General features: G+C 65.5%; 21 protein-coding genes. 10 read left to right on the forward strand and 11 right to left on the reverse strand.

Annotated features, from left to right (window positions below; all coding sequences use genetic code 11):
* Window positions 1-53: 53 nt before the first annotated feature.
* Window positions 54-557 (reverse strand): YciE/YciF ferroxidase family protein, encoded by a 504-nt coding sequence (locus ACPYOD_RS06950; RefSeq protein ID WP_481301006.1) that lies wholly within the window; start codon window positions 555-557, stop codon window positions 54-56.
* Window positions 558-778: 221 nt separating this feature from the next.
* On the opposite strand from ACPYOD_RS06950, the gene sdhD reads away from it, so the two are divergent.
* Window positions 779-1,165 carry a succinate dehydrogenase, hydrophobic membrane anchor protein gene (sdhD, locus tag ACPYOD_RS06955; protein WP_481301007.1) on the forward strand — a complete coding sequence of 129 codons (387 nt, stop codon included), beginning with the start codon at window positions 779-781 and terminating at the stop codon, window positions 1,163-1,165.
* On the opposite strand, the gene ACPYOD_RS06960 is transcribed toward sdhD, so the two are convergent.
* Together ACPYOD_RS06960 and ACPYOD_RS06965 are read right to left on the reverse strand one after the other, a co-directional pair.
* A complete protein-coding gene (locus tag ACPYOD_RS06960) occupies window positions 1,162-1,575 on the reverse strand; it encodes a hypothetical protein (RefSeq protein WP_481301008.1) in 414 nt (137 codons plus the stop codon). The genes sdhD and ACPYOD_RS06960 overlap by 4 nt on opposite strands.
* 10 nt (window positions 1,576-1,585) lie before the next feature.
* On the reverse strand, window positions 1,586-2,758 hold the full coding sequence (locus ACPYOD_RS06965) for a zinc-dependent alcohol dehydrogenase (RefSeq protein ID WP_481301009.1): 1,173 nt from the start codon (window positions 2,756-2,758) through the stop codon (window positions 1,586-1,588).
* A gap of 203 nt (window positions 2,759-2,961) precedes the next feature.
* Here ACPYOD_RS06965 and ACPYOD_RS06970 point away from each other — a divergent pair, with 203 nt between their 5' ends.
* Window positions 2,962-3,810: an SDR family NAD(P)-dependent oxidoreductase gene (locus ACPYOD_RS06970; protein ID WP_481301010.1), complete on the forward strand. Its 849-nt coding sequence runs from the start codon at window positions 2,962-2,964 to the stop codon at window positions 3,808-3,810.
* A gap of 10 nt (window positions 3,811-3,820) precedes the next feature.
* Here the strand turns inward: ACPYOD_RS06970 and ACPYOD_RS06975 are convergent, their stop codons facing one another.
* A complete protein-coding gene (locus tag ACPYOD_RS06975) occupies window positions 3,821-4,330 on the reverse strand; it encodes a ferritin-like domain-containing protein (RefSeq protein ID WP_481301011.1) in 510 nt (169 codons plus the stop codon).
* Between the two features lie 214 nt (window positions 4,331-4,544).
* On the opposite strand from ACPYOD_RS06975, the gene ACPYOD_RS06980 reads away from it, so the two are divergent.
* Together ACPYOD_RS06980 and ACPYOD_RS06985 are read left to right on the forward strand one after the other, a co-directional pair.
* Window positions 4,545-5,435: a manganese catalase family protein gene (locus tag ACPYOD_RS06980; protein WP_481301012.1), complete on the forward strand. Its 891-nt coding sequence runs from the start codon at window positions 4,545-4,547 to the stop codon at window positions 5,433-5,435.
* Window positions 5,436-5,510: 75 nt separating this feature from the next.
* On the forward strand, window positions 5,511-9,683 hold the full coding sequence (locus ACPYOD_RS06985; RefSeq protein ID WP_481301013.1) for a CheR family methyltransferase: 4,173 nt from the start codon (window positions 5,511-5,513) through the stop codon (window positions 9,681-9,683).
* A gap of 7 nt (window positions 9,684-9,690) precedes the next feature.
* Here the strand turns inward: ACPYOD_RS06985 and ACPYOD_RS06990 are convergent, their stop codons facing one another.
* From ACPYOD_RS06990 to ACPYOD_RS07000, 3 genes are all read right to left on the reverse strand, one after another.
* The gene (locus ACPYOD_RS06990) at window positions 9,691-10,317 is read right to left on the reverse strand and encodes a histidine kinase (RefSeq protein WP_481301014.1); all 627 of its coding nucleotides are present in this window, start codon (window positions 10,315-10,317) and stop codon (window positions 9,691-9,693) included.
* A gap of 188 nt (window positions 10,318-10,505) precedes the next feature.
* Window positions 10,506-11,927 (reverse strand): hypothetical protein, encoded by a 1,422-nt coding sequence (locus ACPYOD_RS06995; RefSeq protein ID WP_481301015.1) that lies wholly within the window; start codon window positions 11,925-11,927, stop codon window positions 10,506-10,508.
* Between the two features lie 195 nt (window positions 11,928-12,122).
* A complete protein-coding gene (locus tag ACPYOD_RS07000) occupies window positions 12,123-12,581 on the reverse strand; it encodes a nuclear transport factor 2 family protein (protein ID WP_481301016.1) in 459 nt (152 codons plus the stop codon).
* Window positions 12,582-12,743: 162 nt separating this feature from the next.
* Between ACPYOD_RS07000 and ACPYOD_RS07005 the strand changes: the two genes are divergently transcribed.
* The 3 genes from ACPYOD_RS07005 (at window position 12,744) to ACPYOD_RS07015 (ending at window position 17,323) form a co-directional block, all read left to right on the forward strand.
* Window positions 12,744-13,127, forward strand: a complete 384-nt coding sequence (locus tag ACPYOD_RS07005; protein WP_481301017.1) for a TraR/DksA family transcriptional regulator — start codon at window positions 12,744-12,746, stop codon at window positions 13,125-13,127.
* Window positions 13,128-13,401: 274 nt separating this feature from the next.
* Window positions 13,402-14,223 (forward strand): alpha/beta fold hydrolase, encoded by an 822-nt coding sequence (locus ACPYOD_RS07010; protein ID WP_481301037.1) that lies wholly within the window; start codon window positions 13,402-13,404, stop codon window positions 14,221-14,223.
* A 196-nt stretch (window positions 14,224-14,419) separates the two neighbouring features.
* Window positions 14,420-17,323: a TonB-dependent receptor gene (locus tag ACPYOD_RS07015; RefSeq protein ID WP_481301018.1), complete on the forward strand. Its 2,904-nt coding sequence runs from the start codon at window positions 14,420-14,422 to the stop codon at window positions 17,321-17,323.
* Window positions 17,324-17,545: 222 nt separating this feature from the next.
* Here ACPYOD_RS07015 and ACPYOD_RS07020 read toward each other — a convergent pair whose 3' ends face one another.
* Entirely contained in the window at window positions 17,546-18,013 is a 468-nt protein-coding gene (locus ACPYOD_RS07020) for a DUF1203 domain-containing protein (protein ID WP_481301019.1), read from the reverse strand.
* A gap of 161 nt (window positions 18,014-18,174) precedes the next feature.
* Here ACPYOD_RS07020 and ACPYOD_RS07025 point away from each other — a divergent pair, with 161 nt between their 5' ends.
* The 3 genes from ACPYOD_RS07025 (at window position 18,175) to ACPYOD_RS07035 (ending at window position 21,015) form a co-directional block, all read left to right on the forward strand.
* On the forward strand, window positions 18,175-19,512 hold the full coding sequence (locus ACPYOD_RS07025) for a S41 family peptidase (RefSeq protein ID WP_481301020.1): 1,338 nt from the start codon (window positions 18,175-18,177) through the stop codon (window positions 19,510-19,512).
* Complete coding sequence (locus ACPYOD_RS07030; RefSeq protein WP_481301021.1) at window positions 19,509-19,631, forward strand: hypothetical protein; 123 nt, start codon at window positions 19,509-19,511, stop codon at window positions 19,629-19,631. The genes ACPYOD_RS07025 and ACPYOD_RS07030 overlap by 4 nt, the downstream gene beginning before the upstream one ends.
* Window positions 19,632-19,716: 85 nt before the next feature.
* Complete coding sequence (locus ACPYOD_RS07035; RefSeq protein ID WP_481301022.1) at window positions 19,717-21,015, forward strand: NAD(P)/FAD-dependent oxidoreductase; 1,299 nt, start codon at window positions 19,717-19,719, stop codon at window positions 21,013-21,015.
* Window positions 21,016-21,129: 114 nt separating this feature from the next.
* On the opposite strand, the gene ACPYOD_RS07040 is transcribed toward ACPYOD_RS07035, so the two are convergent.
* From ACPYOD_RS07040 to ACPYOD_RS07050, 3 genes are all read right to left on the reverse strand, one after another.
* Window positions 21,130-21,993: an aldo/keto reductase gene (locus ACPYOD_RS07040; protein ID WP_481301023.1), complete on the reverse strand. Its 864-nt coding sequence runs from the start codon at window positions 21,991-21,993 to the stop codon at window positions 21,130-21,132.
* Window positions 21,994-22,101: 108 nt separating this feature from the next.
* Complete coding sequence (locus ACPYOD_RS07045; protein ID WP_481301024.1) at window positions 22,102-24,390, reverse strand: hybrid sensor histidine kinase/response regulator; 2,289 nt, start codon at window positions 24,388-24,390, stop codon at window positions 22,102-22,104.
* Window positions 24,387-25,037, reverse strand: coding sequence for a response regulator (locus ACPYOD_RS07050; RefSeq protein ID WP_481301025.1), 651 nt, complete (start codon window positions 25,035-25,037; stop codon window positions 24,387-24,389). The genes ACPYOD_RS07045 and ACPYOD_RS07050 overlap by 4 nt, the downstream gene beginning before the upstream one ends.
* Window positions 25,038-25,072 lie beyond the last annotated feature (35 nt).

Genomic DNA, 25,072 nt, shown 5'->3' on the forward strand with positions numbered 1-25,072 from the left:
GGAGGGCATGACGCCCTCCGGTGTGCAAACCTGTCCAGCGATGCCGGTTAGGCTCAAGCCGCCGATTTCTGCGCGGCGCGCTGGTTGCCTGCCTGCTCGGCCAGTATCGTGAGCTTTTCGTCGGTCGCTTTCTCTTCCTTCAGGGTGGCCTGGAGTAGAGGGATGGCGTCCTTGTAGCCGAGCTGCTTCGCGATGGCCGAGAGCGTGCCGTAGGACGCGATCTCGTAATGCTCGACCTTCTGGGCGCCGCCGATCAGTGCAGCGTCGCGCAGGGGGCCGGCCGGGATTTCGTCGATGACTTCCTTGCCCTCCTCCACCAAGCCCTCCATCGCGGCGCATTTCATGCGCTTCAGGCGGATGCCGAGCGCCTCCACGATCTGGTCGATGCGCTCGACCTGGCCCTGGGTTTCCTCCAGGTGGGTTTCGAAGGCCTGCTTGAGTTCCGGTGCCTCGGCTGCGCGGGCCAGCTTCGGCAATGCCTTGGTCAGCTGCTTTTCGGCACTGTAGATGTCCGAAAGCTCGTGGATGAAGAGGTCTTCGATCGTCTTTACTGCCATGGGTAGTCTCCGCTTCGGGCTGTGTTACGTCGAAGCACTGATGCTAGGCGTACGTGCGTCATGCGCCCAGCTTCGCCATGTGAATGAGGCGACGACATCTTCGTACGCGGCGTCTCATTCAGGCACGCGCCCGGCTGGCACGACGGCAGCGCTATTGACGCCGCACCTGGACTGGTCGCACCCTCTTACCCCATCCTTGCTGCAATTCGACGAGACAGCCCATGACCGGCGACCTGCGCAACCCGCTGAAACGTGCACGTAACATCGGCTCCGCCAAGTCGGGCGCCGGGGCCTGGATGGGGATGCAATTCACGTCGCTGGTGCTCGTAGGCCTGTCGGTGTGGTTCGTGGTGCTGGTACTGACCCTCATGCATGCGGATTACGCAACCGTCCGCCATGCCCTCGCCCACCCTGCGAACGCCACGTTGATGGCCACCTTCATCGTGCTCGTTTGCTGGCACACCGAACTGGGGCTGCGCAATATCTACGAGGATTACATCCACACGCGCTGGCTCGGATTCTGGAGCGCCATCCTCACCCGGCTCGCCCTGCTGTTGATGGCCGTGCTTTCATTGCTGTCCATCGTCCGCATCGCACTGGCGGGCTAAGAACCCGAGCGGCGAAGCAGCCAGGCCGCGGCGAGCGTCGCACCCGCGATCACCACCGCCGACCGCGTGCGCGGCGAGCGTCGTGCGTCGGCGACCACGCTCTCCACCACATCCACGCGGTCCGCGAACAGCAGCATCAGCCAGTGACGCAGGTCGTTCTCGCTGTGACGGAACGCACGCCGGCGAATCCATCCGCTGAGGCCCCGCGGCGGCACGCTGGTGCCGAATACGGGCGGTCGCTTGAAGTGTTCGGTCGACTGGAGGATCTCCACCTCGGAGTACTGCGGCGTCGGCTGGCTCCAGTGCACGCCCTCCAGCCGCGGCGGCGTGCGCTCCATGGGCACGCCGGGGCGATTGGCGCGGTCGAGGTCGGCTCCCCATCCGGGAATGCGGTCTTGCGGTCGGTTCATGGCGGATACCTCAGGCTACGGTGGTCGGTGCGCTTTCCGCGCCGGGCGGTATGAGCACGGTCTTGATGCAATGGTCGTTCTTGCGCGAGAACATCTCGTAGGCATCGCTCACCTCTTCCAACGGCACGCGGTGCGTGATGATCGCCTTCGGATCGAGCCGTCCCTCCTGAATGTGCTCGATCAGGCGCGGGAGGTGCCGCTTGACGCTCGCCTGGTTCATCCGCAAGGTCAGGCCCTTGTTGAGTGCGTTGCCGATGGGAACGGCATTGAAGGTTGGCCCATAGACGCCCACGATGGACACATTCCCGCCCTTGCGCACCGAGTTGATGGCCCAGTGCAACACGGTGGCGGCGCCCGCCTGCAGTTTCATCTTCACTCCGGTGATGTGCTGCATGATATTGCCGGTCGCTTCGCAGCCCACGGCATCGATGCACACGTCGGCACCCAGGCCGTCCGTCATCTTCTTGATATGGATGGCCATGTCGCCGACCGAACGGAAATCCACCGTTTCGCATTGTGCGTAGCGGCGGACGAAGTCCAGCCGATAGTCCACGTGGTCGACCACGATGACCCGCCCCGCACCCATGAGCCAGGCGGAACGGGCGGCAATGATACCGATGGGTCCGGCGCCGAAGATCACCACGGTGTCGTTCTCCCGGATGTCGCCCATCTCGGCCGCCTGGTACCCGGTGGGAACCACGTCCGTCAGCAGGACGGCGTCCTCGATATGCATCCCCTGGGGAATCACCGTCGGCCCAATATCCGCGAACGGCACGCGGACGTATTCCGCCTGGCCGCCATCGTAACCGCCCGTGGTATGCGAGTAGCCGTAGATGCCGCCCACCGCCGTGGCCGCGGGATTCACGTTGTGGCAGTTGCTGTAGAGTTCACGCTGGCAGAAGTAGCACGTGCCGCAGAAGATATTGAACGGTACGAGCACCCGGTCCCCCACCTTGAGATTGCGAATCTCGGAACCGACGTCCACCACCTCGCCGACGAACTCGTGGCCGAAGATCGAGCCCACTCGCGTATCGGGAACGAGCCCGTGGTAGAGGTGCAGGTCCGAGCCGCAGATGCACGAGCGGAGCACTTTCACGATCGCGTCGAGGGGGTGTTCGATAACGGGGTCGGGTACCTGACGCGCACTGACCCGGTAGGGTCGCCGGTAGGTGGTAGCTAGCATTGCGGTCTCCCTTCAAAGGCGTTCCGCATCCTTTGCCGTGTCGTGTATCCGGCATGCCAAGGCGACGTGGCACCTGGAACGACATTCGCGAACGCCTTCACGCCTGTGTGCCGCCCCTTCATCCCTTCCGCACGTGTGCTTGAAGCCGCCGCGGATAGCGTCGAGCGGTGCCGCTCGTGCCGCGGCGACGACCGGAGCAGCGTATGAACACCACCCATGCCAGTGCCAACAATCGCGTCCTCGTTACCGGAGCCAGCAGCGGCATCGGCATGCACCTGGCGCACCGTTTCGCGATGCACGGCCATCCGGTGTGTCTTGTCGCGCCCGACGCCGCCGAACTCGACGTCCTGGCACGTGACATCGAGCAGCGTCATGGGGTAGAAACCCTGCGCATCGCCGTGGACCTGGAACGGAAGGAATCGTTCGAGGCGATCGCCTCGGCGGTGGATGGCGCCGGCTGGGAGGTGGACGTCCTGGTCAACAACGCCGGACACGGCTTCAAGGGAAACTACGCGGAAGTTCCCGTCGCCACCCACCTGTCGGTCCTTCGCCTGAATGTGGAGGCCGTGCTGCGCCTCACGTCCCTGTTCCTCCCACGCATGGTGCAGCGCGGACATGGTCGGATACTGAACACGGCATCGATCGCCGGTTTCGAACCGGGCCCGACGATGGCCGTCTATCACGCCAGCAAGGCGTTCATCCTCTCCTGGAGTGAAGCCATTGCGACGGAACTCGAGGGTTCCGGCGTCTCCGTTACCGCGCTCTGCCCCGGCCCGACCGACACCGACTTTTTCCCCAAGGGCGACCTGGAGGACAGTTTCGCCTTCCAGAAGGCGAATCTCATGGACCCGGAAGAAGTGGCCGAAATCGGCTATGGCGCGTGCATGGGTGGCGACCGCGTGGTCGTTGCGGGCGCCGTGAACAAGGCCATGGTGTTCTCGCGCCGGTTCATGTCGGAGCACATGCAGGCGCGCATGAACGAGAAGATGTACGAAAACGTGGACTCGCCGAAGCGGGCGCGGGGCGACAAGGAGTCGCCGCCGCGCCACTGAGGTTCGCGCCTCAGCGCTTTGCCTCGACGTCCGGCGTGGCGTCGCGAACGAGGAACTCCTCGGTCAACTGCGGCAGGTGCTCCAGCACCCATTGCGCCATGGCCTGTTCCTGAGGAAGGATCTGCTCGCACACACGCTTCGTCTCCTGGTCGCCCACGGTCTCGGCGGCGGCAATGAGTGCGGTGTACATGGCGATCTCCAGGTTCTCGAACACAAAGCTTGCCATCGCGCCCTTCACGATCTCGTCGGAATTCACCATGCCGCCGGCTGCCTGGCCGAACGCGGCCACCCTGCCCATGATGTCTTTCATCGTCGAAGGCTTGCCGCCAAGTCGTTCGATGCACTGCCTCAGCAGCTCCTGCTGGCCTAGGGTTTCCTGCAGGTGTTCCTCGATACGCTGCTTCACGACGGGGTAATGCTCGATGCGATGGACTTGCGCCTTCAGCATCTGCTCCGCCTGTTGTTCCATCGCGTGGGCATCGCGAAGCCAGTCGAGGAGGTTTTCGCGCATGTCGGCCATGGATGTGCTCCTTTGTTTTCGGTTGGTTGGAAGCCGCCATGCTGGCCAGTGCCACGTGCAGCGTGCAGCGAGGCCACGTGAGGATGCGATGACGCCGCGCCTGACTTATTCAGCACCGTAAAGCCGTTCCTCACCAAGGCTGCCCTCCGCCTGCACCTGGCTTTGGAAAGGATGGCGGACCGAAGCAAGCCAGCCACCAGGAGCGCAGCCAGCCATGTTCAACCACAACAAACGACTCCAGTACACCGTTCGCGTCAGTGAATCCAATCCCGGGCTCGCCAATCTCATGCTCGAGCAGTTCGGCGGTCCGCAGGGCGAGCTTGCGGCGGCTATGCGCTATTTCACGCAGGCGCTGGCCGAGGAAGATCCGGGCCGGAAGGACATGCTCCTGGACATCGCCACCGAGGAACTCAGCCACCTCGAAGTCATCGGCTCCATCATCGCCATGCTGAACCGCGGTGCGAAGGGCATGCTTGCCGAGACCGTCGACCAGCAGGCCGAGATGTATCGAGCCTTGCAGGGGGCGGGCAACGACAGCCACGTGACGCAGGTACTGTTCGGCGGCGGGCCGGCGCTCATCAACTCCGCGGGTGTGCCTTGGCACGCGGGGTACGTCGACACCATCGGCGAGCCGACGGCCGACCTGCGCTCCAACATTGCCGCCGAGGCGCGCGCGAAGATCGTGTACGAGCGGCTGATCAACGTGACCGAAGATCCGGGCGTGCGCGACGCGCTTACATTCTTGATGACCCGCGAGATCGCCCACCAGAAGTCCTTCGAGAAGGCGCTGTATTCCATGGACAAGAGCTTCCCGCCCGGCAAGCTTCCGGGCGATCCGCGCTTTACCGACACCTACGTCAACACATCGCGGGGCGAAGGCGACCGTACCGGCCCCTGGTGCGAGGGCAAGGGCTTCAGCAAGGTAATCACCCCGACCGAAGACAGTCTCCCCGTGGATGGGGGCGACGGCCATGCCGACGTCGGCCTGTCGGCCGAGGAGCAGGCCGCGGTGGACGCGTTCGCAGTCCGCGGCAAGTCGGATCCGACACGGGATCCGGTGACGGGGGCGGACCTCGGTACGTTGCAACAGGAAGCGACAGGCTAGGAAGCCAGTCCGGCCCGCATCCCCATTCGACGACATATGGGGAATAATCGGACACTCGCTCTCAAAGGTCCCGCGATGTCGACAGTGCCACCACCGCCCGATCCCGAAAGCGATCCCGAAGTCCGCAGGAGCCACCTGGACTTTCCGGTCGTGGGGATCGGCACGTCCGCTGGAGGCCTCGCGGCGCTGGCACGTTTCTTCGAACGCATGCCCGCGGAGCCGGGCATGGCGTTCGTGGTGGTGATGCACCTGTCGCCAAAGCACGACAGCGCGGCCGACCGCATCCTCCAGCGCTCGACGTCCATGAAGGTCGTCCAGGTCGTCGAACCGGTGCCGTTGCGCCAGAACGAGGTGTATGTCATCTCGCCGCGCAAGGCGCTCTCGATGGACGACGGCTACCTTCGCCTGGTCGAGCTGCGCAAGTCCCGCGGCCAGCACGTGGCCATCGACTATTTCTTCCGCACCCTGGCCGAGGCGCACCGCGAGCGCGCCGTCGCCGTGGTTCTGACGGGAACCGGTGCCGACGGGTCGGTCGGCATCGCACGCATCCGCGAAAGGGGCGGCATTACCCTGGCGCAGCAACCCGACGATGCCGAGTACGACCAGATGCCCCGCGCCGCCATAGCGACCGGGGCCGTCGACATCGTGCTGCCGGTGGCGGACATGCCCGGACGTATCGTCGCACTCGTGCGCGAGGTGCCGAGGATCGCGCTGCCGGAACTGACGGACGATGTCCGGCAGGAAGCCGAGGAAGACAAGAAGGCCGTGCCGGGTGTCGACGAGGATGCGCTTCGCGACATCATGTCCATCCTCCGCGTGAAGATAGGCCACGACTTCAGGGCCTATAAACGCGCCACGGTCCTGCGCCGCATCGAGCGCCGCATGCAGGTCAATGGTCTGTCCACGCTCGAGGACTACCGGCACTTCCTGCATGACCATCCGCCCGAGCGCCCGGCGCTGCTGAAGGACATGCTCATCAGCGTGACGAACTTCTTCCGTGACAGGGAGGCCTTCGAATCGCTGGAACGGCTCGTCATTCCCCAGCTGTTCGAGAACGCCACGGAAGACTCCCGCGTGCGGGCGTGGGCGGCGGGCTGCGCCACCGGCGAGGAAGCTTATTCGCTGGCCATGCTGCTGTCGGAGGCCGCACCGCCGGAAGCCGCCATCCAGGTGTTCGCCACGGACATCGACGACGACGCTGTCGCGCATGCACGCCAGGGAACCTACCCCGCTGCCGTGGCCGCCGACATCGCCCCTGCCCGCCTGTCACGGTTCATGGTCCGCGACGACAACGTCTATCAGGTGACGAAGCAGCTTCGCGAGAAGGTGCTCTTCGCACGCCACAACGTGCTGCAAGACCCGCCGTTCTCGCGGCTGGACCTCATTACCTGCCGCAACCTCCTCATCTACCTCAACCGCGACGTCCAGGCGCACGTGCTCGAGATGTTCCACTTCGCGCTGCGCCCGGGCGGCTTCCTGTTCCTGGGCAGTTCGGAATCGGCTGACGTCGCCGCGCGGTACTTCACGCCTGTCGACAAGAAGAATCGCATCTACAGGGCCACCCCCACGCGACCCCCGAGCCTGTACCTGAAGACACCGACGACGTGGGAGGGCCGTTCGCAACCCGTGACGAAAGCCGCGGCTCCCGCGCAACTGCGCCGCGCGAACTCGCTGGCCGACATCCACCGCCGCGCGGTGGAGGAGCACGCCCCGCCCAGCATCCTGGTCGACCGCGAGGGGTCGATCGCCCATATGTCGGAAAGCGCGGGACCCTACTTGCGGCTCACGGGCGGATTGCCGTCGTACCACCTGGTTTCCATGATCGTTCCGGAACTGCGCCTCGAACTGCGCACATCGCTCTTCCAGGCGTCTCAGGAACGCAAGCCCGTGCACTCGCGCGCCGTGACACTGGAGCGCGATGGCGCCGTCATCTCCGCGAGCGTGGAGGTCTGGCCGGTGCGCGACCAGGACACCGACGCCGGGTACCAGCTCGTCGTGTTCCGCGAAGGCTCGCCCCAGGAAGCCGCGCCGGCGGACGACACGCAGGCGGAGCAGGCACCGCTGCTGCTTCAGCTAGAGGAAGAACTGAAGCGCACGAAGGAACAACTGCAGATCACGGTGGAGGAATCGGAGAGCTCCAGCGAGGAACTGAAGGCATCGAACGAAGAGCTGCAGTCGATCAACGAAGAGCTGCGCTCTGCCACGGAGGAACTGGAAACCAGCAAGGAGGAACTCCAGTCCATCAACGAGGAACTGATCACCGTCAACCACGAGCTCAAGCTGAAGGTGGAAGAAACGGCCAAGGTCAACGACGACCTGCAGAACCTCATCGCCTCGACCGACATTGCCACCGTTTTCGTCGATCGAAGCATGTGCATCAAACGTTTTACCCCGCGCGCTGCCGACGTCTTCCGCCTCATCGCCTCCGACGTGGGCCGCTCCCTGCTCGACCTCAATCACAGCCTCGCCTTTCCCGAACTTGCGGCGGATGCCGAACAGGCCTTCCAGTCGCTGCGCACGATCGAACGCGAGGTCGGCAGCCAGGACGGCCGCTGGTACATCGTGCGCATCCTTCCGTACCGCACGGCGGAGGACAGGATCGAAGGCGCGGTGCTCACCTTCATCGACATCACCCGACGCCGCGCCGCGGAGGAATCCGCGCGCAGCAGCGACGAACGCATGCGGCTGGTGGCCGACAGCGCCCAGGATTACGCCATCATCACCACCGATGCCGACGGCTGCATCACGTCATGGAGCAAGGGCGCCGAGCGGATCTTCGGATTTTCGGCCGACGAGGCGATCGGCCGGAGCGGCGATCTCATCTTCACCCCCGAGGATCGTGCCCGCGGCGCGTTCCGCCACGAAATGGACCAGGCGCTGCAGGACGGCCGCGCCCATGACGATCGCTGGCACCTGCGTTCCGATGGCCAGCGGATATTCTGCAGCGGCATCACCACCCCGCTGCGCCGTGGCGAGTTCCAGGGCTTCGCGAAGATCGCCCGGGACGTCACCCTGGACAAGGAGCGCGAGCGCAAACGCGAAGAGTTGCTGAGCCTCGAAAAGGCGTCGCGGAAGGAAGCGCAGAGCGCCGTCGAGATGAAAGACGAGTTCCTGGCGGTGATGTCTCACGAACTGAAGCACCCGCTCAACCTCATCCTCATGAATGCGGAGCTCGTGGCGCGAGGCGCGTCCACGGGCGACGGAACCGCCATGCGGCGCGCTGCCGACGCCATTCGCAAGACCGTCGAAGGCCAGGCGCAGATCATCGACGACCTGCTCGACCTCTCCCGCCTCAACACCGGCAAGCTCACGCTGAACCTGGCGCCCGTCGACATCGGCGAATGCATTAAACGGGTGGTTTCCGGCATGGGCCAGGAACTCGAGCGGCGTGGCATCTCGCTCGAAGCGAGGTTGGATAACGGCGACATGGTGCTGCTCGCGGACAGCCTGCGTGTCGAGCAGATCGTGTGGAACCTCTTGAGCAACGCGGCGAAGTTTTCGCGCGAGGGTGGCCAAATCGAGGTCAGGCTCGAACGCACGGACGACGAGGCCGTGCTACGCGTCGAAGACGACGGCGTGGGCATGACACCGGAACTGCTGGAGCGCGCGTTCGACATGTTCGAACAGGGTTCCACCAGCCGCAACCGCGCCACGAGCGGCCTGGGCATCGGCCTTGCCTTGGTGCGGCAGCTCGTGCAGTTGCATGGCGGGACGGTCACCGCCAGCTCGGACGGACCGGGCAAGGGAGCCTGCTTCACCGTCAACCTTCCCCTCGATGGCTTGCTCGCCCGTGAGGATGCGCCTTCGTTCCTTGTGGACGATGAGCAACGACAGCGGTTGGACGGACGCCGGATCCTCCTGGTGGACGACTCGGAGGAATTGCTGGGTCCGTTCACCGCGTTGCTGAGGTTGGAAGGCGCGCACGTGGACGCCGCACGATCCGGCGCGGAGGCATTGGAACGGTTGCACGGCGGTACATACGACATCCTGCTTTCCGACATCGGCATGCCCGGCATGGACGGCTTCGAACTCATCCGGCAGGTGCGTGCGTCCGACCAGGCGACGGGACTGCTGGCCGTGGCACTCACGGGCTTCGGGCGACAGAAGGATGAGAGGATGGCGTTGGAAGCGGGATTCGACGCCCGTCTCAGCAAGCCCGTATCGCTCAATTCGCTCCTGGATGTACTGTCGCGCCTCGCACTGGAGGCCCCCAGCGTCAACCGGAGGCCACCGCCGCCGGAATCATGAGCCGGAATCAGTCCGCTTCCAGCGGCAGGGCTACCACGACGACCACGCCCGGCGTGGCTCCGGCCGTGACGCTTCCACCGTGGCGTGCGGCGATCTCCGAAGCCACGCGGAAATCGAGCCCGCGCGGTGAATCGAACGGCGGCACGAAGGAAGCTTGTGACCCGCCACCTTCCACGGTCAGCGAGAGCCGGCACTGCGTGCCCGTTGTCACGGCGTCCACGGTGGCAGTCGTCCCATCGCCGGAAGTCACGGCAAGCATCGCCAGGCGCCGCAACAACGCGGTCAGCGCCGGCGGCGGCAAGGCCACCCGCGGGGACGGGCCGCGATAATCGATTTCCGCGGAGACCTCGCCCAGGGCTTCGGCGAGACACGTGCGAGGGTCGCTTCCACCGGCCCCATCCTCCGCGATGTCCTCCATCGCGGCGAACACCGAACGAAAGCGCTCCCCATACGTCTCGAAATCGGCCAACAAGGTCGCCACCGCCTCGCGCGCCCGATCTGTCCTGCCCTGCGCGAGGTAGTGCTCGATCAACTCCGCTTGCAACAGCAGGCTTCCCAAGGGCGTACTGAGCGCATGCGCGGCTTCCCGCCGAAAGGCCGCGTCGCCCGTAGCGCGGGCTCGTGCCTCATCCACCGTTTTTCTCCGTCGGATTGGGCAGGCTGGCTTTCACATCGAGGCTCCGTTGCTGCGGGAACGTCGGGAGGTTAGGACCATGAACGTGAAAGAACCGGCACCTGTACCATGCGCGGCGCGAACACAGTCCGTAAGGCCTGTGTCAGTGGCGGCGTACGCATAGACAGACCGTCGTAGACGAGTAACCGCTAGTCGAGCATGCCGGGATCGGCTTCCAGGCCAACGGTGGCGTGGATGGATGCCAGCGCCTGGTCGCGCTGGGCCTGCTTCAATCGCGTCGGCGCGCTCACATCGTCTTCCAACGGACGCAGCAGCGTCAGCAGGTCACGGGTGTTCGACGCGCTGTACGGTGTGGCGATCTGTTCGGTGAGCCGTGCCATGACGTACTTCGAGCGATCCGTCGTCTGGCTGGCGGAACGAGTGATGGAGGCCTGTGTAAGCCGGCCTTTCTCGTAAGCGATATCGGTCTGGCTGTCGGCCACATCATCGACACGCGTGTAGTAATAGTTCTGCGACTTCGGGTCCAAAGTCAGCATCAACGTCCCGCCCGCGCCGAGCGGCGAATGGTAACTGGCACTCAGCTGCGAATGCAGATGCTGGGAGACGCCGCGATTCAGTGCGTCGCCGCCACTCACCTGGGTCTGCTGCGACACGCTATAGGAGAATCCGTCCTTCTCACCCGGCTTCAGAGGATTCGGCGCGCCGACAGCCTGCGAGACCGACGCTTCAAAATCCGGCAGCCCCGTCAGCACCGCTTTTTGTACGTCAGAAAGCGATCCGCCCATCGGCACGACACCCGAGGACGATATATCGGGCGCGGCGACGAGCTGGCTGAACGCGTCCTTGAACATCGCCATGAACGCCCTGTCGCCCTGCCCGCGCGCCGCCGCGGCGTCGAACTGCCGCAAATAGTTGGCGACGGACTCGGCTCGCTGCGCCGGGCTACCCAGGATCGCCGCCGTATGCGCATCGACACCGATATCGATGGTTCCGCTGGCGTTGGTGAGCTTGAGCGTGCGTGTCGCCGCATCGGCATGGAATGCCATGTTCGTGGGCGTTCGGCCGGCTTCGGCCGAGCGTGCCGTAAAGTCGACCGAGGACAGCACCGCGGGATCGAAGCCGGCCAGGCCTTCAATGTCGATGCCCGGCGGCGTCGCAACCGCACCATCGAGCGCCTGCTGGAACGCACCGGCGAGTTTCCCCACGGCGGCGCGCTCCGCATCGTCGAGTGCGGCGCTGCCGTGGACATCGACCGCCAGGCTGCCATCTTCCGCCGTCATATCCAGCACGACCGACTTCCCGCTGGCTGTCCTGACGGTCAGCGTGGTCGTGGCAGTCGCGCCGCTCCCCGATGGCCCCGAAACGCCGCCGAGACGCACGGATTGGGAGAAATCGCCGCCCTCCGCCGCGAAACGTTCCAGGAGCGACTTGCCGAGGCCATCGAATCGCCTTTGCAGCGAGGCAGCCGTGTACTGCCGCGCCATGATGGCCGACGCCTCGTCGTGTGCGGGTGCCTGCCATACGGGAACCGGGGCGGGCGGGAACGCGTAGGTCGGCGGCTGCCCGGGCTCGGCCAGCCCGCTCAACGTGACCACGACCGAAGGTGGCATGTTGGCTGTGCCCGGTCGGGCATTGGCCTGGGGCGGAGATGCTTCCGCTAGCGCCCGTGGCGACACGCTGGGAGCCTGAGCGTCCGCCGTCAGTGAGGTTACGTTGCCGATCATGCCCTGAAGTCCCGTCGATCCCTGGCCGTCCCTGTCGTTCCTTGACGGCCTTCGGTTCGGAAACTTGAGGGCGCGAAGAACCTATTTCCTGGCTGGCGCGCACTCGTCGCGGCTATTGTCCGCGATGCCGGCGATGAGCCAGTGGCCATCCATCTTCACCAAGTGCACGAGATCGGTGCCGCAATGCTTCACTTCGCCGTTCACCAGGAACTCGTAAGGCGTCCAGACCATGGCCAGGTCGCCATCGACGCGCACCAGAGGGTCGTGGATGCGCTCCTCGATCGTGTCCTTGCCCGGCTTGATGCGGCCGATGAACTCCCCGAGCGTCATCCGGACCACCTTCCCCTTCCGCAGCAGGGCCACGCTTCCCTCGGGCTGCACGGTGGCGCGCATCGCATCCTGGTCGTACTTAGCCATGCCGTCGAACATCGCCTGCACCGGCGCCAGCACGGCGGATTCCTCGTTCGTGGCGGCCAAAGCGGGTCCGGCGAGGCCAATCAGCGCTGCCGTGGCGATGGTGACGAAAGAATGGGCGTTCATGCGGGCTCCCCGGCGCGTGATGGCGTCCGGGCATCCTAGCCGCGCCGGCTCCGCCCGCACCATGGGACTTCCGGCATCCCCCGCGGCACAGCAGACGCCGCTCGATTCGACAAGCCGCCGTCGCGGCCGCCTGCTATACCGGTGTTTTCCCAGGAGACTCCCATGGCAGCCACCACACTCGACGACGATTTCCTCGCCCGCCAGAAACAGCGGCTCCTCGACCTGCGCCGGCAGCTTGTGGCGGTAGGCGATGCCGCGGGCGCGGACGAACAGGCGCTCCAGTCTGCCGCCGGTGGCGAACCGCAGGACGCCGGCGACGACGGCGAACGCTTCGCCCAGCAGGCGAACGACGAAGCCGTGCTAGGCCATAACGAGCGCCGCCTGACGGCGGTGGACCGCGCGCTCGAGAAGATCGAGGAAGGTACCTACGGCATATCCGACGGCAATGGCGAAGAAATCCCGCGCGAGCGGCTCGAGGCTGTACCGGAGACCTGCTACACCGTCGAGGAAGCGGTCGACCAGGAGCGGTTGGCCCGCACGCGATAAGCATCCGGCTCCCAGGGGGTCCGCAATCTTCCAAAAACCAAGGCATGCGCGTCCTATCCGCTCGCTTCGGCAACCCCTAAAAAGGGGGGCCACCGAAGGAGACAAACCCGTGACCGACTCACCCGAACCGGCACTCGACCCGGCGCGCCGCAGCTTCGTCATTGGCGCCGGCGTGCTCGCCGCGGGTGCACTGGCAGGCATCGGTACCCTCGCCACCAGCACCGGGGCCACTGCCGCACCCGTTTCAAACACCACTGGAAAAAAGGAAAGCACGATGCCCTTCATCACGACCAAAGACGGAACCCAGATCTTCTACAAGGACTGGGGCAAAGGCCAACCCGTCATGTTCCACCATGGCTGGCCGCTGAGCGCGGACGACTGGGATGCCCAGATGATGTTCTTCCTCAACGCGGGCTTCCGTGTCATCGCGCACGATCGCCGCGGGCACGGCCGCTCCACCCAGACCGACACCGGCAACGACATGGACACCTATGCCGCCGACGTCGCGGCACTGACGGAACACCTGGACCTGAAGAATGCGATCCACATCGGCCACTCCACCGGTGGCGGCGAAGTGGCCCGTTACGTGGCGAAGCACGGCAAGGGCCGCGTCGCCAAGGCCGTGCTGGTAAGCGCCGTGCCGCCGATCATGGTGAAGAGCGCCTCTAATCCGGGCGGCCTCGACATCTCGGTGTTCGACGGCTTCCGCAAGCAGCTCGCGGCCAACCGCGCGCAGTTCTATCGCGAGGTGCCGATTCCGTTCTACGGCTACAATCGCCCCGGCGCCACGCCGAACGAGGGCACGGTGGGCAACTGGTGGCGCCAGGGCATGATCGGCGGCATCAAGGCGCACTACGACTGCATCAAGGCGTTCTCGGAAACGGACTTCACCGAAGACCTGAAGCAGATCGACGTGCCGACGCTCGTGATGCACGGCGACGACGACCAGATCGTGCCTTTTGCCGATTCTGCGCCTTTGTCGGTGAAGCTGCTGAAGAAGGGCGAGCTCAAGGTGTACAAGGGCTACCCGCACGGCATGCTGACGGTGCACGCGGACGAGCTCAACAAGGACCTGCTGGCCTTCATCAAGGCGTGATGCCTCGATAGAACCTGTGGGAAGCGCGCGCAAGCGCGCTTCCCACATCGTTCGTCCCGCCGCCGTGGCAGCCTCGCTGCTGAACGGCTGCCTCGCATTCTGTTGCGACGCAGGATGACACTTATGTGTCCCTCCCTCATCCTCCCGCCGCAAGGGCGCCGCGGGGGCGTCGTAAGAATTTGCGGGGAAAAATCGAATGATTCGTCGCCACCTGCCGCGCGGCTTCGCCGTGCCCGCCTTCCGTGCGAAACCGCTTGCCGTGGCCTGCGCCGCAGCATTTTCCTTCGCCTTCGGTGCCGCATGGGCGCAGGAACAGCCGCCGCAGGACACATCGGGGAACGCGCCCGCCAAGCCCGCGGCCACCGCCACGAAACCGAAGCACAATCCGAATCCCGATACCGTCAGCAACCTCGATGCCGTCGTCGTCACCGGCATCCAGGGAAGTATCCAGAACGCGATCAAGGCAAAGCAGAACTCCAACAACATCATCGAGGCGATCTCCGCCGAAGACATCGGCAAACTGCCCGACAGCAGCATCGCCGAGAGCCTTGCGCGTCTCTCCGGCCTCGCCACGCAGCGCGTGGACGGCCGCGCCAACCAGATTTCCATCCGCGGCCTGTCGCCCGACTTCGCCGGCACCACGCTCAACGGGCGCGAGCAGGCCACCATCGGCGAGAACCGCGGCGTCGACTTCGACCAATATCCGTCGGAGCTGATCAGCGGTGCCGCTGTCTACAAGACGCCCGACGCGAGCCTCATCGGCCAGGGCTTGTCCGGCACGGTGGACCTGCACACGATCAGGCCCCTGGACCTGCCCAAGCGCGCCATTGCGGCCAATATCCGCGGCGAGAACAACTCGCACGGAAGCCTGAACCACGGTACCGGCGTCGGCGACACGGGACACCGCGCCAGCTTCTCGTACATCGACCAGTTCCTCGACCATACGCTGGGCCTCGCGGTCGGTGTCGCGCAGCTCGACTCGCCCGTGCAGGAAAAGCAGTACCAGGCCTGGTGGTGGAATCTCAACAACGGCTCGGAAGGAGCAGAAAACCACTGGGGCGCGCCGCATACGCCGGGCATGCCGGACAACGTGCTGTCGCAGCAGGGCATGCAGCTGCGCGCGAAATCCGAAAACCAGCTGCGCAACGGCCTGATGACGGTGCTGGAATGGGCGCCCGACGACCACTACCATTCCACGCTGGACCTCTACTATTCCACGTTCGACCAGAAGACGTACCTCAACGGCGCGCAGTGGTCGAGCAGCTCGTACGACAACGTGTCGTATTCGAACGTGGGCTATGTACCGGCGCTGCCTTATCCCATCGTGACCACGGGCCATATCGACGGCCTCAAGTCGATCCTGCAGAACGAGTACACGAAGGAAAAGGACCGGCTGTTCTCCGCGGGCTGGAACAACCAGTACGACTTCGGCAACGGTTGGACGATCAATGCGGATGCGTCGTACTCCAGCGCGAAGAAGCGACTGCACGATGCCTACCTGTTCGCGGGGCTGCCTGACCAGGCCACGTCGTCCACCGACTTCGCGACGCCCGTGCACGAAGGTTTTCCGGATTTCACTCCTGGCGTGAACTTCGCCGACCCCTCGGCGATCTTCTTCACCGATCCGAACAAGTACGGCTACAACGGCCGAGAAGAGTTCGACAAGCAGAAGGACACGATCAAAGCCTTCCGTCTCGAAGTCACCCATCCCGTCGGCTGGATCTTCTCCGACGCCACGCTCGGGGTGAACTACTCGGACCGCCGCAAGACCAAGGAAGCCAACGTCTTCTTCGCCTGGCTGAACGGGAACGGATCGACAAGCGACACTTACGTGCCCGGCTTCGCCGCGCCCATCGATCCCTCCTTCCTCCGCGGCAGCACCGACCTCAGCTACGGCGGCATTCCGGGCATCGTGAACTACGACGTGCTCGGCGCGCTGGCAAACCAGTTCTACCTCACCCAGCGCAACGGGCAGTCCGACTGGAGCCGCAACTACACGGTGAGGGAGAAGGTTCCCGTCGCCTACCTGAAATTCAACATCGACACGACGATCGGCGACATACCGCTGCGCGGCAACGTGGGCGTGCAGGCCGTGCGCACCGACCAGTCGTCCGAGGCGTTCCAGACCAATGGGGACACCTTCGTCGGCCGTATTTCCGACGGTACGAAATACACCAAGGTGCTGCCGAGCCTGAACCTGGTGGCCGAGATCGCCGACAAGCAGTACCTGCGCTTCGGCCTCGCCAAGACCATGGCGCGTGGTCGTATCGACGACGAGAAAGTCGCTACGTCGGCAGGTGTCGCACTGGTCAACGACGGCCCCGCCGCCGGGCAGGTGCTGTGGTCGGGCAGCGGCGGCAATCCCAAACTGAAGCCGTACATCGCGGTGGGCGCGGACCTGTCCTGGGAGAAATACTTCGGTACATCCAGCTACGTGGCGGCGGCCGTGTTCAACAAGAACCTGTTGAACTACATCTACAACCAGACCACGCTCGACTACGACTTCTCGAAGTACGTCAACGACAATCCCACCCTTACCCCCACAAGTACCACGGGCTCGTTCACGCGGCCAGAGAACGGCACGGGCGGAAAGATGCAGGGCCTGGAATTGTCCGGCGCCCTCGAACTCGGCCTGCTCACCCGTACGCTCGACGGCTTCGGTGTGCAGGCGAACTTCTCGCTCACCAACAGCACGCTTCCGGTAAGCGCGGTTTCCACCATCCCCGGCAGCCCGTCCACCCTGCCCGGCCTGTCGCGCAAGGTGGCCAACCTGGCCTTGTACTACGAAAAGTACGGCTGGTCGGTGCGCATCGCGGAGCGCTACCGCTCGTCGTTCACGGGCGAGGCCGTCGCGCTGTTCGACCAGCTGGGCTACACCAAGGTGCTCGCGGACAGGCAGACGGACTTCCAGCTCGGCTACGCCTTCGACCATGGCACGTGGAATGGCTTGTCCGTCCTGCTCCAGGTGAACAACCTGACAAACTCGCCGATGAAGACGCAGCAGATCGCCTCGTTGCCGAACAACGTGAAGGTGGCGCGGCCGCTCGAGTACGACAAGTTCGGCCGCACGGTCATGTTCGGCGTGAACTACAAGCTCTAACGATCGGGACCCCGGTGCGTTCCCTGGCGCCGGGTCAGCTTTCGTCCGGCGCCGCTGGCTCGTCCGTCGGCAGCGAACACGCCCAGCAAGGCACCTCCACCTGGCAGCAGACTTCCTCGTCTATATGGACGAGGAAGCCTTTACCCTGGCAGACCGGGCACGGGGCGGGTTCGTTCGTGGCAGGCATGAAGAGATTTATACACCTTCAGCGCGCGGGAAGAATCATGCGCGGTCCACGCGCGCCGCATAACAGCCGTAGCCGGCGTAGTGCGCGTGCAGGTAGCTCACGTTGTCCAGGGCGAACAGCTGTTCGATCGCATCGGCCAGCTTCTCGCCATGCACCACTCGCGCATCCGCGATGTAGTGCCTGCTATCGAATCCCCGCAGGGAAATGGTGCGCACCCGCAGCGGCTCCGGAATCTCGTCGAAGGCGTCGTACGCCATGATGGCGCCTTCGCGAATGAAGATCGCGTGGCTCGAACGGAACGGCGTGTCCGCGGGCTGGTGCGTGTAGTTGAGCAGCAACAGCGATTCGCCACGCCGCGCGTTGCGCAACTCGATACGTTCCGGATAGCCGGTATCGTCGGACGCGCGCACGCGTACGACGCGCCGGGCGTGCAAGGCGGCTTCGTCGAGGCCGTAAAGCGGGACAAAGGGCGTGGGATCGAGACCGGTGATGCGGAAGGACATGGCGCGCTCCTTGGGGGCGGGGTATGGACGGATCTTCCGCTGCCTCCCGAACTCCGGCCATCCGGATCTTGCTGGGCCTGACGACGTACATGCATGACCTTCGTACCTTGACCGTCCACCCGCCCCTCTCGAAGATCGGTACGACGCGCAAGGAGGACTCCATGATCCGTTCGCTAGCCGCCCTGCTGTGCCTCGTACCGTTTGTCGCAATGGCGGGCCCGCCCCAGGCCGTCGATTGGGCCACGACGCTTCGCAAGGACGCGCAGGCGATGCACGACGACATCGCGGCCAATCATCCGGGGCCGGTCGATCCGTTGAACCCGTCCTTCGCGACCGCGAATGACCGAGGACTCGCGCTCGCCCTCGACCGGGCGAAGCACACGCGCGATTTCGCCGGCTATCTGTACGCCATGCGGGCTTACGCCGCCAGCTTCGACGACGGGCACCTGGCCTTCTATGTGCCGGAGGAGAACCAACCGCGGCTCCCCGCGCGATGGCCCGGATTCCTCACTGCATTCGATCGCCAGGACGTACAGCACGTCGTCACGCGTGTCGACGACGCGCCGGTACCGCTCGGAGCGAAGCTCGTTTCCTGTGACGGCAAACCAGCCGACAGGCTCGCCGCCGAGAACGTCGGCAGTCTGGTCGGACGATGGAGCCTGCATTCGCAACGCGTGATTCGCGGGGGTACCCTCTTCGTCGATCGCGGCAATCCATGGATTGTCCGACCGTCCCGCTGCGTGTTCGACAATGGCGGCCACTCATCGACGGTCAAGCTCGACTGGCGGCCGATCGACAACGCCACTCTCGAGTCCCGCCTGCAAGCCACATTCCGCCGCGCGCACGAACCGATCGGCATCCACACCTGGCCGGACGGTACGGTGTGGGTAACGCTTAGCGATTTCGACGGGAGCCCCGGTGGCCCCGCGGCCAAAGCCCTCGAGCCGCTGATCGCCCAACTTCGCGACCAGCGCAACGTCATCGCGTCCGCTCCACGTATCGTGCTCGATCTCCGTGGCAACGACGGCGGCTCGTCCGACTGGAGCCGGCAGATTGCGGAGGCCATCTGGGGCGATGCCGCCGTGGCGGCCACGGACAAGGAAGACATCGTGGATTGGCGTGCCTCACCCGCCAATATCGCCTCGATCCGTGAGTTCGGCGACGAGTTGCGCAAGACGCCGGGATCGTCCGCGCGGATGCTGCAGTGGGCGGACGCCATCGTCGCCGGCATGGAGAAAGCGGTAGCCGAAGGGAAGCCATACTGGCGCGCCCCGCCCGAACTCGAAGCGAAGAAGGCGCACCCATCGCTGCCACCCCCCAAGGCACGCGTGTTCATGGTCACTGACAACGGTTGCGGCTCGGCATGCCTGGATGCGGCCGACCTGTGGCTGGAACTCGGGGCGGCCATGTCGGTGCGGAGACGTCGGCGGACACGGTCTACATGGATATCCGGCGCACCACCCTGCCCAGCGGCATTGGCCATCTCAACGCGGCCATGAAGGTGTATCGCGACCGCACCCGCGGCAACAACGTATCGCTGTTGCCGAAGTATCCGTACGACGGCGACCTGACGGACACGGCCGCGCTCGAACGCTGGATCGCCTCTTTGCCTGGATGAGTTTCTGCAAGCCGCGACTTGGCCCTTCGCGACTCCGAAACGATCGGGACGGTATGCTTGCGTGGAGATACCTGGAGACCCGCAGATGGCCAACCCGAAAACTCCGGGCGCGCATACCGTGGCGATCGTCGGCGGCGGCGCGGCCGGGATCGAACTGGCGACGAAGCTCGGCAAGCGGCGCGACCTGGAGGTGGTGCTGGTGGACAGGGATGCCAGCCATTTCTGGAAACCTCGGCTGCATGAACTGGCCGCCGGCTTGCTTGGCGACGGCGAGGAAGCCGTGTCGTACCTCGCGCACGGGCAGGCCCATGGGTACCGCTACGAACCGGGCGCCCTCGCACGCGTGGAAGCCGAGGCGCACCGCATCGCGCTGGACGAGGTGCGCATGCCGGTCACGAACGAACTCATCCTGCCGCCGCGCTCGCTGCATTACGACACGCTGGTGCTCGCGATCGGGAGCCGGGTGAACGACTTCGGCACACCCGGCGTGCTCGACTACTGCGACATGCTCGACAGCCCCGCACAGGCCGTGGCGCTGCGGCGCAAGATTCTCGCGCTGGCCTTGCGCACGGCCGGCGATCCGTCCCGGCGCATCCGGATCGGCATCGTCGGCGCGGGCGCCACCGGTGTGGAACTCGCGGCCGAGTTGCACCACGCGTTCAACGACATGCATCGCTACGGCGGGCTGGCGGGGGCATCCCGGCTCGATATCACGCTCATGGACATGGCCCCGCGCGTGCTACCCGCCGTGGATCCCCGCACGTCGGCGTCCGCGCAACACATCCTCGAAGGCATGGGCGTGCATGTGCGTGTCGGCGTCGGGGTAGATGCCGTCACGCCGGAGGCATTCCATCTTTCCGATGGCGGCACGGTGCCCTGCGACGTCCGTGTCTGGGCAGCCGGCGTCACGGGGCACGACGTCGTCGCGAAGCTCGGGCCGTTCGAACTCTCCAAGGACCGTCGAATCGTCGTGGACGAACACCTGATGGCACGCGGAGTGCCCGGCGTCTACGCCGTCGGCGACTGCGCGTTTGCCGCCATCCCGCACGGAGGCACCGTGCCGCCCACCGCACAGGCCGCGCACCAGCAGGCAAACTACCTGGCGGACACCCTGCCCCGGGCGATTCGCGGCGAGAAGACGCCACCCTTCGTCTATCGCTCGAAGGGCACCCTCGTATCGCTAGGCGAATACAAGGCCACCGGCGAGTTGCCGGTGGCCGAGAAGCACGCGCCCATTCCGATGCGCGGCTGGCTGGCGAAGCTCGTCTACGTCTCGTTGCAGCACATGCACCGCGTGGCTCTGCATGGCTGGACCAAGGCGAACGCGCTCTGGTTGGCGGACTGGCTGCGCGACACCACGCTACCGCCAGTAAAGCTGCATTGAGCCCCTGTGGGAGCCGCTTCAGCGGCGATGCGTGCTCGCGAGCGCGCCCGCTGACGCGGGATCGCCGGCGAAGCCGGCTCCCACAAGGGGCTTGAGTCGTTCGTGTTTCAGAACTTATTTCTTCACGGCGTGTTCGAGTGCCTCGAAGTCGTCCTGCGACAGCTGCAGCGACGCGCCCTTGATGTTCTCTTCCAGGTGGTCCGGGCTGCCCGTGCCCGGGATGGGCAGCATCACGGGTGAGCGCTTCAACAGCCACGCCAGGGCCACCTGCCCGTCCGTCGCGCCGAGTTTCTTCGCGATGGACGACAGCACAGAACCTTCCTTGGCCAGCTCGCCCGCCGCCAGCGGGAACCACGGGATGAAGCCGATGCCGTGTTCCGTGCAGTAGTCCAGCACCGCCTCGCTCTGGCGGTTGCCCAGGTTGTAGAGGTTCTGGACCGTGACGACCTTGAAGAATTTCGCCGCGGCCTGGATTTCCTCCACGTTCACCTCGGACAGGCCGACGTGGCGGATGAGGCCCTCGTTCTGCATGTCGCGGATCACGCCGAACTGCTCGTCGCGCGGCACCTTCGCGTCGATGCGGTGCAGCTGCCACAGGTCGATGCGGTCCACGCCCAGCCGGCGCAGGCTCATCAGCACGCACTGGCGCAGGTACTCGGGCCGTCCTACCGGAGCCCAGATGTCGGGGCCGTGCCGGGTCAGGCCACCCTTGGTGGCGATCACCATGCCCTTATAAGGATGCAGGACTTCGCGAATCAGGTCCTCGCTGACGAACGGACCATAGCTGTCCGCCGTGTCGATCAGGTTCACGCCGAGTCCCGGCAACTTTTCCAGCGTCTGGCGCGCCGCCTTCGGGTCGGACGGGTCGCCCCAGATACCCTTTCCGGTGATGCGCATGGCGCCGAATCCGAGGCGGTTGACCTCGAGGTCGCCGCCGATCCTGAACGTGCCGCTGGCCGATGCGTCGATCTTGCTCATGGAATCGCTCCCGTGGATTGGATGAAAGGTGTCATGGACACATTGGGATGGACACGACGGTCTAAAGGGCCCACGCGAAGCTTCGAAAAAAATCGCGGTGCCGTCTTGTCAAAGACGCTCGTCGATCCTGGCGAGCAACTCGTCGATGTCCCCACGGGCGACAGGCCGGGCCAGCAGCAGCGCTTCCACCTGTTCCACGTCCAGCGCCACGGCCGCCTCCCCGAGCATCAGCGCCGCGCCTTTCAGCCGATGCGTGATGTGCAGCGCGCGTTCGGGCGCGGCATCCTGGAGCGCCGTGCGGATAGCCACGAGGTCGAGCCGCGCCTCGTCGCGGAAGGCCTGCTCGGCGATCGACGTACCGGGAGCGCCCGCGACGGCATCCCTCAGGCCGTCGAGCGTCAGGGGTTTGCCCAGCACGGTATCGATGCCGCTTTCCTCGCAGCGGCGCACGTGCGCTTCCCCATCGTTCGCCGAGATGGCTATGAAGCGTGTGCGCGTGGTTCCTGCGTTCGCCTCCCGCGCGCGCAGCTCGGCGGCGATATCGTAGCCCTGCATGTCCGGCAACTCGCAGTCGAGCAGCACGCCGGCGAACACACCGGGCACGAAGGCGTCGATGGCGGCTTGTCCGTGGTCGACCGCATGCGTGTCGTAGCCCAGGAACTTCAGCTGTGCCGCGATGATCTGTCGATTCGCCGGATGGTCCTCGACCAGGAGGATCGTTCCCTTCGGCTCCGGGGCGGCGTCCGCGGACGCGGCATCGAAGTCTTCCGGCGGCGACACGGGAATGCGGCTGGTCGGAAGCTCGATCCGCACGGCGGTGCCGGCTCCCACGTGGCTGCTGAGTTCGAGCCGCCCACCGAGGTGGCGCACGATCTCCGCGCAAATGCCGAGGCCCAGCCCCGTGCCGCCCATGCGCCGGGAGTGCGTGCCGTGCGCCTGGGAGAACGGGCGAAAGAGTTCGCGCTGCCGCTCGGGGGGAACACCGATGCCGGTGTCGAAGACCTCGAGCACGAGGTGGCGCACCTCGTCCGTACCCTCGTTCGCCGTTTGCCAGAGCGCGATACCCACATGGCCGTGCTCGGTGAACTTCACGGCGTTCGACAGCAGGTTCTCCATCAGCTGGCGCACCCGGGTCTCGTCGAGCAGCAGCCAGGGCAAGGCACCCATGGGCAGGTCCAGGCGCACGGCCAGGCCCTTGTGCTCGATGGCGGCCCGCTGGCCTTCGATCACCTCGCGGGCCACCGCGACGACGTCGCAGGCCGCGAGGTCGGGCATGAAGCCCTCGGTCTCCGAGCGGCTGTAATCGAGTGCGCTCTTCAGCAGGTTCTGCAGGCTGCGACTGCTCGACTGCGCGATGGCCATGAGGTCGCGCTGCGCACCGTCCAGCGGCGTGCGCGACAGCAGGTCCACCGATGACGCCACGGCATTCACCGCATTGCGCACTTCGTGGCTCATCACCGCGAGCAGCATGGTTTTCTGCCGTTCGCCACGCCGCGAGGCGAGCTGTGCACGCCGCAACTGCCAGAGGGCGAACACGAGGACGACGATCAGGGCCACACCCAGGCCGATCTCGATACGGTAAGCGGAAGCCACCTGGGAGAGCGTCGGCGCCCGCAGGTAGGCCGTTTCGAGCCAGCGCTCGATCACGGCGCGGTTGTCGTCGGGACCGATGTTCCGGAGACTGTCGTCGATGATGCCGAGGAGTTCGGGCGCATCCTTCCGGACGGCCACGCGAACGCTGATCGGCATGTCCGGCACACTGCCCGCGACACGCAGGCTCAGCGCGTAGTCGCGCCGCACGATCGGATGGTAAGCCACGTCGACACCCAGGCCGGCTTCGGCGATGCCGCTTTCCACCGCTGCCAGCACCTGGTGAATGTCGGCGAGCGGCAGGCGGGTCACCGCGGGATGCTCGCGCCTCAGCCACGACTCGTACACGCCACCGCCTTTGAAGGCGACGACCCGGCCGTCCAGGGCACGCATGTCGAGTTGAGCGGGCCCGACCGTGCGGCTGATGATCAAGGTGCGGCCGACATAGAAGGGCTTCGACACCAGCGCCCGGTCGCCGACATCGGCCGAGAGCAGGCGGTCGCTGAGCGACGGGAGCATGTCGATGCGCCCCTCGTTGAAGGCTCGCACCGATTCTTCCCAGGACTTCGTGCGCACGGTGACGAAGCGCAGCCCGGTATGCCGGGACACCAGTTCGAGGTATTGGCTTACCAGCGGATTGCCCCAACTGCCGCCCACCTCCGAACCCTGCTGCGGGTCCACAGCGATGCGCAGCGTGGGATGCGCGGCGATCCAGGCCTTCCGCGCGGTGGCTGCGGCGTCCGGCGGTTCCGTCGCTGTCACGGTGAAAGCGAGCAGTCCGAGCAGGACGGCGAACAGGCGCCTCACGCCGGCCCACCATCCAGCGCAAGGATGTAATCGCGCAGCAGGTACAACTCGTTGTCTGAGGAAATCCGCAGCTTGCGGAATGCAGCCGACTTCTGCGTGCTGATGGTCTTGAGGCTGCGCCCCGAACGGGTGGCGATCTGCCCCACCGTGAGGCCCTCCAGCAGCTGCCGGATCACTTCCCATTCACGCGGCGACAGCGGCACGAGTGCAGGCGGATCGTCGCCTTCGGTGCCGCGTTGGGGAAGGAACTCGCGGCCGGTCATGATGGCGTCGATGGCACGGATGACATCGTCCGGCTCCTGGCTCTTGGCCACGAAGCCGTCCGCACCGGCCTGGCGCAGACTGTGGATCACCAGCCCCTGGTCGTGCGCCGAGACGACGAGGATCTTCATCCGGGGATAGGCGGCACGCAGTTGCTTGATGAGCGCGATGCCGTCGATGTCGTCGAGCGCCAGCGAGTAATCGATGATGGCCACGTCGACCGGCATGGTGGCCAGCATGGCGCGGAACGGCCGGCTGCTCGAATGGCTGCCGACGATGGTGATCGAGGGGGCTTTTTCCAGATGCGCGACCAGCCCTTTCAGGACGAGCGCATGGTCGTCCAGCAAGGCCACGCGCACAGAGCCGAGATAGGATCGCGCGGACATGAGTGGACCAGATAGCCGGTGTTGTCTGTCGAATG

The organism is Luteibacter sp. HAY1-4A, from assembly GCF_056755355.1.